Origin of the sequence: Comamonas sp. GCA5 (assembly GCF_036541385.1) — a bacterium.
Taxonomy (GTDB): domain Bacteria; phylum Pseudomonadota; class Gammaproteobacteria; order Burkholderiales; family Burkholderiaceae_C; genus Comamonas; species Comamonas aquatica.
The window spans coordinates 1-13096 of the sequence record NZ_JAZHFR010000092.1 but is presented as its reverse complement, the minus strand read 5'-3'; the positions used below and the strand labels follow the sequence as shown (position 1 = coordinate 13096).

Below are 13096 nucleotides of genomic sequence, written 5' to 3'. Positions count from 1 at the left end.
GTCTCTGCCAGTAAATTGCTTCATCCATCCTGCGGGACGTCCCATAAACACCTCCTGATTAAAGGTGTTGCGACGACCGGTTGAATCCACCCAATACGTCAGCATCCGCTACACCGAACGGCTGGACCAGGCGGGCATACAGCCCTCGGTGGGCAGCCGGGGTGACAGCTACGACAACGCGCTGGCCGAGACCATCAACGGTCTGTACAAGGCCGAGCTGATTCACCGCCGGGGACCCTGGAAGACCAGGGAATCCGTGGAACTGGCCACCCTGCAATGGGTGCACTGGTTCAACCATGTCCGATTGCTCACGCCGATTGGGGGCATCCCTCCGGCAGAAGCTGAGGCAAACTACTGGAGGCAACTAGCCGTCAGCGACACCTCTGCAGAGGTGTCAACTTAAACCAATCGGCCTCCTTGAAACCCGGGGCGATTCAGTTTTTCGTTGTACGCCTCTTGAGTACTACGGTAGTAGTCAGGTCTATCAAAATGAAAACTTATCAGCGCTTGCTTTTATGGGAAGTCTCTGTAATGCAATAACGCTACTTATGGCTAGCAGCTATATCTAAAAAGCATAGCTTCATGGTAGATTTCCTAGGACATGAACCTACAGCAAATTGAAACTTTTGTGTGTGTGGCTGAAACGGGCAGCTTTAGCAAAGCGGCCCAGCAGCTAGATATTGCCCAGCCAGCGTTGAGTCGGCAAGTGCGTGCGCTGGAAATAGAGCTGCGTGAGACCTTGCTGTTTCGCACGGCCGGGGTGTGGCCTTGACCGATGCCGGGCGCCGGTTGCTGGAGCATGGCCACGGCATCATGCAGCGGGTCGCTTTGGCCAAAGAGGATTTGGGTAGCCACCGGGGAGAGCCGGTGGGTCGCATTGTACTGGGCTTGCCGCCAAGTCTGATGCGCCTCCTAACATTGCCGTTGATTAATCATTTCAGCAAAGAAATGCCCAAGGCGCGGCTGGCAGTGGTGGAGGGCTTCTCTATGCACATCAGCGAATGGCTGGCCACGGGGCGAATGGATTTGGGCTTGGTCTACACGCCTGATCCCAATCCCCAGATTGAAGTCGTGCCAGTGCTGGAGGAGCCGCTTTGTGTAATTGGGCGCGCCCAAGACCTGCAGGATGAGAATCAGGTTGTATTCAAAGACCTCTCCCAAATGCCTCTAATAATGCCGCAGCGGGGACAGATCTTCCGCAAGCTGATGGAGGCGCAGGCCACGCTGTCTCAGGTGCAGCTCAATGTGGTATGGGAGGTCTCTAGCGTTCCAGCCATTCTTGACTTGGTGCGCAGCGGCTACGGCTATGCAGTACTCACTGCTAGTGCCGTCAATACGGCCCAGTTGGAAGATGGCTTGAAGGTGCTGCCTATTGTGGATCCACGCATCGTGTGCACGCTGTGCCTGGTGCAATCCTCCAAAAAGCACGCCACGCCTTTGGTCAGATGTACGGCCGATATTTTGCGCACACTGTGTTTGGCGCGGGCTTGAAGCCGGGTTGGAAATGTAGCACGCTGTGTTCACAGCATGGGGCGCAGATCCCGTGCTGCCTCTTGCAACAAGCCTAAGAGTTCATTGACGCGGGTTTTGTTGTCAAAGTGCTTTGGGGCGGCCACGATATTCAATGCCGCCAAGGTATGGCCGGTGCGGTCGCGCAATGGTATTGAGATGGCTTGCACGCCTAGCTCATGCTCATTGCGCGCCATTGCAAAGTCTTGCTGGCGCACGGCATAGACAATAGAGAGTAGTTGCTGCGGCGATGTCACCGTGTGGGCCGTCAAGCGTGGCAAAGGGTGGTTGCGAAGCCATTGCTCCAAGGCTGTGTCATCCATTGCTGCCAGCAGGATGCGGCCGGTGGAGGTGGCATGCACCGGCAAGCGGCTGCCCAAATGCAGTCCATGGGCCAGGCGCCGCTCAGGTTGCTCATTTGTAGCACTGCGTGCCACGATCACCACCTCAGCACCATCTAGTACCACCACCGTGCACGACAATCCCGTCTGTACCGCCAGCCGGGTGAGCGTGGGTTGCACGGTGCGGGGTAGGCGGGCCGATGCCAGATAGCTACCCGACAGGCGCAGCACCTTGGGCGCCAGCCAGAAGTAGTGGCCATCGCTTTCTAGATATCCCAGATATTGCAGCGTTAGCAAATGGCGGCGAGCGGCTGTGCGGGTGATACCGGCGCGTTGGGCCGCCAGCGTGGCGTTGAGGCGCTGACGATCGGTGTCAAAACTCTCCAGTACGGCCAGGCCCTTGGCCAGTCCGGCAATGAAGTCTGCGTGAGCGATGGTGTTCATAAGGGAGGTTGGGGTTTGTTTTTCGCGCGATTGTCGCGCAAGTTGGATGATCATCGCGCAGGTCGTGCGTGCAACGCTGGATGTTGATGTGGCGCAAAACTAAGCTTTAGCCATTCCAACTCAGACAGATATGGAGACACCCTATGCGTACCCAAGTTGCCATCATCGGTGCAGGCCCTGCAGGCTTGCTGCTCGGTCAATTACTGCACAAGGCGGGCATTGACAACATCATCTTTGAGCAACGCAGCCCCGACTATGTGTTGGGACGCATCCGCGCTGGCGTGCTGGAGCAGGTGACAGTAGACTTGCTGCAGCAAGCCGGTGCTGATGCCCGTATGAACGAAGAAGGCTTACCGCACGACGGCATTGAACTGCTGTTTGGCGGCCAGCGCCACCGTATTGATTTGCATGCCCTCACCGGTGGTAAGCGGGTGATGGTGTATGGTCAGACTGAAGTCACCCGCGATTTGATGGAAGCGCGTGCCCAGGCCGGCTTGACCACGGTGTATGAGGCACAGAACGTGCAGCCCGTGGGCTTTGATACCGAGACGCCCTGCGTGACTTATGAAAAAGACGGTGTGCAACACACTGTGGCCTGTGACTAGATTGCTGGTTGCGATGGCTTTCACGGCGTGTGTCGCACCAGCGCGCCGCAAGACCAGATCAAGACCTTTGAAAAGGTCTATCCCTTTGGCTGGCTGGGCCTGTTGTCGGATACGCCCCCCGTCTCGGATGAGCTGATCTATGCTCAAACCGAGCGCGGCTTTGCCCTGTGCAGCCAGCGCAGCAAAACCCGCAGCCGCTACTATCTGCAGGTGCCACTGACCGAGAAGGTGGAAAACTGGAGCGACGAGCGCTTTTGGGAAGAACTCAAGCTGCGCTTGGACCCTGAGGCCCGTGAGAAGCTGGTCACTGGCCCATCGCTGGAAAAGAGCATTGCCCCGCTGCGCAGCTTTGTGACCGAGCCTATGCGATTTGGCCGCATGTTCCTTGTTGGCGACGCCGCCCACATCGTGCCTCCCACCGGTGCCAAGGGGTTGAACCTGGCCGCTTCCGATGTGGGTTATCTGTACCAAGCCATGGTGGACTTCTACCAGCAAGGCTCGAAGGTGGGCATTGAGCAGTACTCCGAACGCTGCCTGCGCCGCGTGTGGAATGCCGAGCGCTTTTCGTGGTGGATGACCTCGATGATGCACAGCTTCCCTGAGAGCGGCGAATTCGGCACCAAGATGCAAGAAGCCGAATTGGGCTACACCGTGCGCTCCCAGGCTGCAGCAACGGCCTTGGCAGAAAACTACGCGGGACTGCCTTTGCAACAGAATGGCTAAGTGGTATGCCGTTTGGATATAGCAGCTAGCGGGTTTGTGTGCTGGGTCTCGTTGTGTTTTGCTTTCAGAATGCAGGTGGATTAGCTCCCTCGGGCATGGCGTCTGATAACAGAACACAAGGAGACAAGCGCGTGAGCACTGTATTGCAAGGCATTTCATCCATGGCCACCCGTCAGGTACTGGCCGATTTGCTGGCCGATTGGCATGCCCAGGGCGGCGCGTCCACCGCCATCGAATCATTGGGCGGGGTGGAGGCGGCACAAAAAGTCAAAGATGGCGGCACCTACGACCTGGTGTTTCTGGCCTCCAAAGCCATTGATGGCCTGATCGCCAGCGGCCACGCCGTCGCGGGAAGCAAAGTGGATTTGATGCGTTCCAGCACGGCCGTGGCCGTGCCTGCCAGTGCTGCGCCGCCGGACATCAGCAGCGAAGAAGCGCTGCGCCAGGCGGTATTGCAAGCGCCTTCGATTGGCATTTCCACCGGCCCTAGCGGCGTGGCGTTGCAGCAGTTGCTGGCTGATTGGGGTATCGCTGCCCAGGTGCAGCCCCGCATGGTGCAGGCGCGCCCTGGCGTTCCTGTGGGCTCTTTGGTGGCGCGTGGTGCAGTGGCGCTGGGCTTTCAGCAGCTGAGCGAGCTGATCCACGTAGCAGGCATTCACATCGTGGGCAACCTTCCCGATCCGGTGGCCATCGACACTGTGTTCTCGGCAGCGGTGCTCAGCCGCTCTGCGGATATTGATTCTGCTCGCCAATTGCTGGACTTCATGGCTTCGCCCCAGGCGGGCGCTGCCAAGCGCGCACAGGGCATGGTGCCCATGTCTGCGGCCTGACCACCACCGGCTGCGCACGGTGTGCCAGCCAACGAAATTGACGTTTTCTGAAGCAAAGGTTGTTCCCATGATTATTGATGTACACGGCCACTACACCACCGCACCCGCTGCATTGGGCACCTGGCGCGATCTGCAGATCGCCGGCTTGAAAGACCCGTCGCAAGCGCCCAAGGCCAGCGACCTAAAGATCAGTGACGACGAAATTCGCGAGACCATCGAAACCAACCAGTTGCGTCTGATGAAAGAGCGCGGCTCGGACCTGACCATCTTTAGCCCCCGCGCCTCGTTCATGGCCCACCACATCGGTGACTTCCAGACCTCCAGTACCTGGGCCGCCATCTGCAACGAGCTGTGCTACCGCGTCAGCCAGCTGTTCCCTGACCACTTCATCCCCGCAGCCATGCTGCCCCAGTCGCCTGGTGTGGACCCCGCCACCTGCATCCCTGAGTTGGTTAAGTGTGTGGAACAGTACGGCAACGTGGGTATCAACCTGAACCCTGATCCATCGGGTGGTCACTGGACATCACCTCCACTGTCCGATAAGAGCTGGTACCCCATCTACGAAAAGATGGTGGAGTACGACATCCCCGCGATGATCCACGTGTCTACCAGCTGTAATTCGTGCTTTCACACCACGGGCAGCCACTATCTGAATGCGGACACCACCGCGTTCATGCAGTGCCTGACTTCGGATTTGTTCAAGGACTTCCCCACCCTGAAGTTCCTGATTCCCCATGGTGGCGGTGCAGTGCCTTACCACTGGGGCCGTTTCCGCGGTCTGGCGCAAGAGATGAAGAAGCCGCTGCTGGAAGAGCACTTGCTCAACAACATCTACTTCGACACCTGCGTGTACCACCAGCCTGGTATCAATCTGCTGACCGAAGTGATCCCCACCAAGAACATCCTGTTCGCTAGCGAAATGATTGGTGCGGTGCGCGGTATCGATCCGCAAACTGGCCACTACTACGACGACACCAAGCGCTACATCGAAGCTACGCAAAACCTTACGGCTGAAGAAAAGCACGCCGTGTACGAAGGCAATGCCCGCCGCGTATTCACGCGTCTGGACGCCGCATTGAAGGCTAAGTGTCTGTAAATAAGAAATGCAATAAGCCGAGCAACCTGTACTTATAAATCAATGGTTTTGGATAGAAAACACTTAGAGATTAGCTTTTTAAAAGCACAAGCTACTCACTTTTTTAAATATTTAGGAGAAGACTGATGTACGAACTGGGTGTGGTGTATCGCAATATTCAACGCGCGGACCGCACAGCGGCCGATGGTCTAGCGGCTTTGGGTTCGGCCACTGTGCACGAGGCCATGAGCCGCGTGGGCCTGCTCAAGCCCTATATGCGCCCCATCTATGCCGGCGCACAGGTGTCGGGTACGGCCGTGACCGTGCTGCTGCACCCCGGCGACAACTGGATGATGCACGTGGTTGCCGAGCAGATTCAGCCCGGCGACATCGTGGTAGCCGCCATCACAGCCGAGTGCACCGATGGCTACTTTGGTGACCTGCTGGCCACCAGCTTCCAGGCCCGTGGTGCTCGTGCGCTGATCATCGACGCCGGTGTGCGCGACGTGAAGACGCTGCAAGAGATGAACTTCCCTGTGTGGAGTAAGGTCATCAGCAGCAAGGGCTGCATCAAGGCCGCCATCGGCTCGGTGAATATCCCCGTGGTGTGTGCAGGCCAGATCGTCACCCCCGGTGACGTGATCGTGGCCGACGACGACGGCGTGGTATGCGTGCCCGCCGCTAAGGCTACCGAAGTGTTGGTTGCCGCACAAAAGCGCGAGAGCTTTGAAGGCGAAAAGCGCGCCAAGCTGGCGTCCGGCGTGTTGGGCCTGGACATGTACAAGATGCGCGAACCGCTGGCACAAGTGGGCCTGCGTTACATCGACTGATATCTGATCGACTGACTGCCAGATCCAAGGAGACAAGAACATGCATCCCACAACCTCAGCGGCACGCCGCCACCTGCTGGCCTGTAGCGCGCTGGCTGTGTTGTCGCTGTCTGCCGCCACCGCAGCGCAGGCGCAAAACGCCTACCCCAGCAAGCCCGTGAAAGTGGTGGTCGGCTACTCTGCTGGCGGCGCGGTGGACATCATCGCCCGCACCGTGGGCCAAAGCCTGTCCAGCAGCCTGGGCCAAACCTTCATCGTGGAAAACAAGCCCGGCGCAGGCACCAACATTGCGGTCAAATCCGTGATCGATGCTGCGCCCGATGGCTACACGCTGATGCTGGCGGCCAACGCCCTGGCGGCCAATATGGCGCTGTACAAGCCCCCACCGTTTGATGCTGAGCGTGATTTGGTGCCCATCGCCCAGGTGGGCCGAGTGCCCGTAGTGATTGCCGCCAACCCCTCGGTGCCCTACAACAACGTGCAAGAGCTGATTGCTGCAGCCAAGGCCAAGCCCGATAGCATTGCCTTTGCCAGCCCCGGCAATGGCGCCACCCCGCACATGGCGGTGGAGCTGTTCGCCAAGGCTGCCGGCATTGAGTTGCAGCACATTCCCTACCGTGGCGGTGCGCCTGCCATCACCGACACCATCGGTGGCCAGGTGCAACTGGTGGCAGTCAACGCGCTAGAAGCACTGCCCCACGTGAAGAACGGCAAGCTCAAGGTGCTGGCCGCGCTCAGCGCCGGCCGCACAAGCATCTTCCCGAACACCCCCACGATTGCCGAATCAGGCTACCCGGGCTTTGAAGCCTCGGTCTGGTACGGCTTTGTGGCGCCCAAGAACACGCCTGCACCCGTGGTGGACAAGCTGTATGCCGAAGTGCAAAAGGCCCTGGCTACCCCCGAGGTCAAGCAGCGCATGGCGGCCGTGGGCGGCGAAGTCACGCCCGGCAGCCGCGACCAGTTTGCCCAACTGATCCGTGCCGAACGCCAGCGTTACCAAAAGCTGATCGACGACACCGGCATCAAGCCCGATTGAGAACCTGACAGCTCTGCACCAGGTGTGTGGGGCTGCTATTTGCAAAGACGAGACGATGAGCGCTTTTGAAAAAACCCCTGGCTGGCTGGATTGGTATCAAGGCCCCGCCACCCCAAAGTTCCAACTGCCTGCAGGTGCCGTGGATGCCCACTGCCACGTATTTGGCCCCGGAGCTGAATTCCCGTATGCCCCGGAGCGCAAGTACACCCCGTGCGATGCCAGCAAGCAGCAGCTGTTTGCCCTGCGCGACCACCTGGGCTTTGCACGCAACGTGATCGTGCAGGCCACCTGCCACGGTGCGGACAACCGTGCCATGGTCGATGCCTGCCTGTCCTCGAACGGCAAGGCACGTGGTGTGGCTACCGTCAAGCGCAGCGTGACCGATGAAGAGCTGCAAGCTCTGCATGCAGCTGGCGTGCGCGGCGTGCGCTTTAACTTCGTCAAGCGTCTGGTGGACTTCACGCCCAAGGACGAGCTGATGGAAATCGCCGGTCGCATCGCCAAGCTGGACTGGCACGTGGTGATTTACTTTGAAGCAGTAGACCTGCCTGAGCTGTGGGACTTCTTCACCGCACTGCCCACGACCGTGGTGGTGGACCACATGGGCCGCCCCGACGTGAGCAAGGGCGTGGATAGCGAAGAGTTCGCCCTGTTCCTGAAGTTCATGCGTGAGCACCAGAACGTGTGGAGCAAGGTGTCTTGCCCCGAGCGCCTGTCCATAACTGGACCCAAGGCGCTGGATGGCGAGCAAAACGCCTACCAAGACGTCGTGCCTTTTGCGCGCCGTGTGGTCGAAGAATTCCCCGACCGCGTGCTGTGGGGGACCGACTGGCCACACCCCAACCTCAAGGACCACATGCCTGACGATGGTCTGCTGGTGGACTTCATCCCCCACATCGCGCCGACCGCCGAGCTGCAGCGCAAGCTGCTGGTGGACAACCCCATGCGTTTGTATTGGCCTGAAGAAGCCTGAACGTCGCCTCACTAGATATTCAAGGAGACAAGAGATGGCATTGGACAAACCGTATCTGGACGTCCCCGGCACCACCATTTTTGATGCCGACCAAAGCCGCAAGGGGTACTGGCTCAACCAGTTCTGCATGAGCCTGATGAAGGCAGAGAACCGCACCCGCTTCAAAGCCGATGAAGACGCTTACTTGGCTGAGTGGCCGATGACGGATGAGCAAAAGGCCGCCGTCAAGGCCCGTGATCTGAACTGGATGATGCGCACTGGCGGCAACATCTACTTCCTGTCCAAGCTGGGTGCGACCGACGGCCTGAGCTTTCAGCAAATGGCGGGTTCCATGACCGGCATGACCGAAGAAAACTACCGCGCCATGATGGTGGGCGGTGGCCGCAAGCCCGATGGCAACCGCTACGTGGGTGAGGACGGTGATGCGCAAGGCCCCATGAGCATGTCTGCCGCTTTTGAAGAGTGGCAAGAAGCACAGGCCCAGCAGGCGCTGGCTGAGGCGATTGAGCAGTCCCAGGGTGAGCAGCCTGCAGGCCGTGCCAGCATCACGGCTTCGGTCTACACCTCGCACGTGCCTGCCATTGGCGTGGCCGTGGACCAGGGCAAGACCGAAGAGCCTTACTGGATGCCGCTCTTCGATGGCTACCAGCCTTCCAAGGCGTGGATGAAGGAGAACACGCCCGACGTGATTTTCCTCATCTACAACGACCATGCCACCTCGTTCGACCTGGGCGTGATCCCCACGTTTGCGATTGGCACGGCTGCGGAGTTCGAGCCTGCCGATGAAGGCTATGGTGCACGTCCCGTGCCCAAGGTGCAGGGTGACCCGGAGCTGGCTTCGCACATTGCGCAGTCGGTGATTCAGCAGGACTTTGACCTGACCATCGTCAACGACCTGAAGGTGGATCACGGCCTCACCGTGCCCCTGTCGCTGATGTTTGGTCAGCCTGAAAACTGGCCCTGCAAGGTGATCCCTTTCCACGTGAACGTGGTGCAATACCCCGTACCCTCGGGCAAGCGCTGCTTTGAACTGGGCAAGGCCATCCGCAAGGCCATCGAAAGCTATGACAAGCCCATCAAGGTGCAGATCTGGGGCACAGGAGGGATGAGCCACCAGCTGCAGGGGCCGCGCGCCGGTCTGATTAATAAGGAGTGGGACAACCGCTTCCTCGATCGTCTGGTGGCAGAGCCAGCCGAGCTGGCCAAAGTGCCGCACATCGAATATGTGCGTGAAGCGGGCAGTGAAGGCATTGAACTGGTGATGTGGCTGATCGCGCGCGGTGCGATGGCCGATGTGGATGGTGGCAATGCGCCCAAGCTGGTGCACCGCTTCTTCCACGTTCCTGCATCGAATACGGCCGTAGGCCATCTGATTTTGGAGAATCAATAAATGAGCAAGACCATCAAAGTGGCGCTGGCAGGTGCTGGCGCATTCGGTATCAAGCACCTGGACGGCATCAAGAACATCGACGGTGTGGAAGTCGTATCGCTGGTGGGCCGCCGTCTGGAACCTACACAGGAAGTGGCTGCCAAGTACGGCATTGGCCACGTGACCACTGCTCTAGCAGAAGCGCTGGCGCTGCCCGAGGTGGATGCCGTGATTCTGTGCACCCCCACACAGATGCATGCTGCGCAGGCCATCCAGTGCATGAAGGCAGGCAAGCACGTACAGGTGGAAATTCCGCTGGCCGACAGCTGGGCTGAAGCCGAAGAAGTGCTGAAGGTACAAAAGGAAACTGGCAAGGTGGCCATGGTGGGCCACACCCGCCGCTTCAACCCCAGCCACCAGTGGGTGAACAAGAAGATCAAAGCCGGTGAATTCAACATCCAGCAAATGGATGTGCAGACCTACTTCTTCCGCCGTACCAACATGAACGCGTTGGGCCAGCCCCGCAGCTGGACCGACCACCTGCTGTGGCACCATGCTGCCCACACGGTGGACCTGTTCGCCTACCAGGCTGGTAGCCCCATCGTGAAGGCCAATGCCATCCAGGGCCCCATCCACCCAGAACTGGGCATTGCCATGGACATGAGCATCCAGCTCAAGGCGGCCAACGGTGCGATCTGCACGCTGAGCCTGTCGTTCAACAACGATGGCCCTCTGGGCACCTTCTTCCGCTACATCGGCGACACCGGCACTTACATCGCGCGCTACGACGATCTGGTCAACGGCAAGGAAGAGAAGATTGACGTGTCCAAGGTGGATGTGTCCATGAACGGCATCGAGTTGCAAGACCGCGAGTTCTTTGCTGCCATCCGTGAAGGCCGCGAGCCCAACTCCAGCGTGCAACAAGTGCTGCCTTGCTACAAGGTGCTGCATGATTTGGAGCAGCAGCTCAACGCGAACTAAATTGTTGCCTGTGCATTGAAAAATGCATAGCGGCCTGTGCAAGCTTTATAAGCATGCACAGGCTTTTTTATTCAAAAATTGTGCAGGGTGCGGCGCCGCGACATGGCATGCGCATGCACCCCGCAGCGAAAGGAAGAGACATGGAGCAGCGACGCATTGGACCGTGGAGTGTGGGTAGCGTGGGACTGGGTTGCATGAACTTCAGCCATGCCTACGGCACCCCTTCGAGCGCCGAGCAATCCAAGGCCGTTTTCGACGCAGCCTTGGATACCGGTGTGACCTTGTTTGATACCGCCGCACTTTATGGCTTTGGCGCCAACGAGCGCTTGATTGCTCCCTGGGTCAAGCAGCAGCGCAACCGCATCACGCTGGCCAGCAAGTGCGGCATGGCCGGTGTGGTGGGCGAAGACGGCACCATCCGCCGTGTGATCGATGGCAGGCCCGCCAGCTTGCGCCAAAACTGTGAAGACAGCCTGCGTCGCCTGGGCACCGATGTGATCGATTTGTACTACCTGCACCGCTGGGACCAGCAAGTGCCGATTGAAGAATCGGTGGGCGAGATGGGCCGCCTGGTGCAAGAGGGCAAAGTGCGTGCGCTGGGCCTGTCGGAGGTGGGTGTGGATGCTTTGCGTCGCGCGCATGCCGAGCACCCGATCACGGCCCTGCAAAGCGAGTATTCGCTGTGGTCGCGCAATGCCGAGCTGGGCACACTGCAAGCCTGCAAAGACATGGGTATTGCCTATGTGGCCTTCAGCCCAGTGGGCCGCGGGTTCTTGACTGGTAAGCTCCAGGAGGTGGGGGACTGGGTGTCGGGCGATATCCGGGCCGCCATGCCGCGCTTTGCTGCGGCGGCCCATGCCAAAAACATGCGTTTGCTGGCGCCTATGCAGGCGCTGGCCGAGCAAGCGGATTGCACGCTGGCCGAGCTGGCGATTGCCTGGGTGCTGCATCAGGGATCGCATGTGATCGCCTTGCCGGGCACCACCCGTGTGGAGCACCTGAAAGAAGACGTGCGCGGCGGTGCGGTGCAACTGAGCGCCGAGGTGTTGACCGCTTTGGATGTTTTGTTTCAGCCTGACCAGATCGTGGGTGACCGATATGCCCCCCAAGGCCAGCGCGAAGTGAACACCGAAAAATTTAGCTTTGAAAACACAGGCCTGTGAGCGCTGGGGCTGCGATAGCTATGCCTAAATGCAATAGCTGCTAATCAGGAAACAGCGGCACTGTTACTGCCATACGGTGACACAGTGCACGGCACAAGTAAGCAAGGAGATGTGCATGCGCACGCAATGGCAAAAAAAATGGGGTGCTCGCTGTAAGCGGGCTGGGGTGTATAGCGTGTTGCTGGTGATGCCATGGGCAACCGCACAAGTCAATCCGCAACCGTTGTCGAAGAAACCCATCCGCATCATGGTGCCCTTTGGCGCAGGCGGCGTTGCGGACGTGACATCGCGGGTGGTGGCGCAGCAGCTGTCTACCCAGATGGGCCAGCCCGTCATCATTGAAAACAAACCCAGTGCCGGCGGCATTGTGGCAGCAGACACCGTGGTGAAGGTGTTGATTTCCATCCAGAAGTGACCCACTAGACCCCGGTGGGCATGCGGACAAAAACTTGGACTATCATGAATCACACCGGGTTTGGTGGAGGCTAGTTTGTTGAAGTGCAGGCGTCAGCCTGCACGGTCTTGGCAACTTGCCGCCAGTAGTTTGCCTCAGCCTCCGCTGGCGGTATATGTCCTATGGATTCCAGCAGCCTGTCATGGTTGAACCAGTGCACCCATTGCAGCGTTGCCAGCTCCAGTGATTCACGTGTTTTCCACGGCCCTCGTTTGTAGATAACTTCCGTTTTGTACAAACCGTTGATGGTTTCGGCCAAGGCGTTGTCGTAGGAATCTCCAGTGCTACCCACCGAAGGCATCAGGCCAGCTTCCTCTAAACGTTCTGTGTAGCGAATGGAAACGTACTGACTGCCCCTGTCGGAGTGATGAATGTGCTCCGTGTCACTTGAAGGCCGCCTTGCATACAGCGCCTGCTCCAACGCATCCACCACAAAGTCCGTGCGCATATGGCTGCTGACCCGCCAGCCCACTATGCGGCGTGCATACACATCAATCACAAAGGCCACAAACATCTGCCCTTGCCATGTAGATACATAGGTGAAGTCTGCAACCCAAAGCTGGTCAGGGCGCTGAGCTGTGAACTGGCGGTTGACGAGGTCTAGCGGGCATGGCCTTGCTGCATCTGGACGTGTTGTGCGCACCTTCTTGCCACGCCTTGCGCCTTCCAGGCCCAGCTTGCGCATCAGTCGTTGTACGGTGCAGCGGGCAATGGGTAAGCCCTCTCGGTGCATCTGCTTCCAGACTTTGACCGTCCCATAAAC

The 13096-nt window shown here is 59.0% G+C and carries 12 protein-coding genes and 4 pseudogenes; 14 read left to right on the top strand and 2 right to left on the bottom strand.

The features are described 5' to 3' along the window. Nucleotides 1–88 precede the first annotated feature (88 nt). The 3 genes and pseudogenes from SJH88_RS16430 to SJH88_RS16420 all read left to right on the top strand — a co-directional run. Nucleotides 89–403: pseudogene (locus tag SJH88_RS16430) on the top strand (integrase core domain-containing protein); the annotation flags it as partial. A 198-nt stretch (nt 404–601) separates the two neighbouring features. Continuing rightward, complete coding sequence (locus tag SJH88_RS16425) at nt 602–772, top strand: LysR family transcriptional regulator (protein WP_274755102.1); 171 nt, start codon at nt 602–604, stop codon at nt 770–772. After that, a complete protein-coding gene (locus SJH88_RS16420) occupies nt 763–1491 on the top strand; it encodes a LysR substrate-binding domain-containing protein (protein ID WP_274755101.1) in 729 nt (242 codons plus the stop codon). Before SJH88_RS16425 ends, SJH88_RS16420 begins: the two co-directional genes overlap by 10 nt. Before the next feature lie 29 nt (nt 1492–1520). On the opposite strand, the gene SJH88_RS16415 is transcribed toward SJH88_RS16420, so the two are convergent. Continuing rightward, a complete protein-coding gene (locus SJH88_RS16415; RefSeq protein WP_154165074.1) occupies nt 1521–2294 on the bottom strand; it encodes an IclR family transcriptional regulator domain-containing protein in 774 nt (257 codons plus the stop codon). Between the two features lie 143 nt (nt 2295–2437). Here SJH88_RS16415 and pobA point away from each other — a divergent pair. The 11 genes and pseudogenes from pobA to SJH88_RS16360 all read left to right on the top strand — a co-directional run. Continuing rightward, nucleotides 2438–3622, top strand: a pseudogene (gene pobA, locus SJH88_RS16410) (4-hydroxybenzoate 3-monooxygenase). A 131-nt stretch (nt 3623–3753) separates the two neighbouring features. Continuing rightward, entirely contained in the window at nt 3754–4452 is a 699-nt protein-coding gene (locus SJH88_RS16405) for a substrate-binding domain-containing protein (RefSeq protein WP_162524777.1), read from the top strand. Nucleotides 4453–4519: 67 nt separating this feature from the next. Then, nucleotides 4520–5548 carry an amidohydrolase family protein gene (locus tag SJH88_RS16400; RefSeq protein ID WP_154165073.1) on the top strand — a complete coding sequence of 343 codons (1029 nt, stop codon included), beginning with the start codon at nt 4520–4522 and terminating at the stop codon, nt 5546–5548. 125 nt (nt 5549–5673) lie between these two features. Beyond that, entirely contained in the window at nt 5674–6357 is a 684-nt protein-coding gene (gene ligK, locus SJH88_RS16395; protein ID WP_274755100.1) for a 4-carboxy-4-hydroxy-2-oxoadipate aldolase/oxaloacetate decarboxylase, read from the top strand. A gap of 40 nt (nt 6358–6397) precedes the next feature. Further along, complete coding sequence (locus SJH88_RS16390; RefSeq protein WP_047219280.1) at nt 6398–7393, top strand: Bug family tripartite tricarboxylate transporter substrate binding protein; 996 nt, start codon at nt 6398–6400, stop codon at nt 7391–7393. A gap of 55 nt (nt 7394–7448) precedes the next feature. After that, on the top strand, nt 7449–8366 hold the full coding sequence (locus SJH88_RS16385) for an amidohydrolase family protein (protein ID WP_047219281.1): 918 nt from the start codon (nt 7449–7451) through the stop codon (nt 8364–8366). Next, nucleotides 8260–8724, top strand: a pseudogene (ligA, locus tag SJH88_RS16380) (protocatechuate 4,5-dioxygenase subunit alpha); the annotation flags it as partial. The gene SJH88_RS16385 and the pseudogene ligA, both read left to right, overlap by 107 nt. Before the next feature lie 144 nt (nt 8725–8868). Beyond that, entirely contained in the window at nt 8869–9756 is an 888-nt protein-coding gene (locus SJH88_RS16375) for a class III extradiol dioxygenase subunit beta (RefSeq protein WP_047219322.1), read from the top strand. Next, nucleotides 9757–10716 (top strand): Gfo/Idh/MocA family oxidoreductase, encoded by a 960-nt coding sequence (locus SJH88_RS16370; RefSeq protein WP_047219282.1) that lies wholly within the window; start codon nt 9757–9759, stop codon nt 10714–10716. Between the two features lie 140 nt (nt 10717–10856). Then, nucleotides 10857–11879 carry an aldo/keto reductase gene (locus SJH88_RS16365; RefSeq protein ID WP_047219283.1) on the top strand — a complete coding sequence of 341 codons (1023 nt, stop codon included), beginning with the start codon at nt 10857–10859 and terminating at the stop codon, nt 11877–11879. Between the two features lie 187 nt (nt 11880–12066). After that, nucleotides 12067–12270 (top strand): annotated as a pseudogene (locus SJH88_RS16360) (tripartite tricarboxylate transporter substrate-binding protein); the annotation flags it as partial. A gap of 94 nt (nt 12271–12364) precedes the next feature. On the opposite strand, the gene SJH88_RS16355 reads toward SJH88_RS16360, so the two are convergent. Next, nucleotides 12365–13096: IS3 family transposase (locus SJH88_RS16355; RefSeq protein ID WP_274755099.1), on the bottom strand; the 732-nt coding region annotated here is incomplete at its 5' end.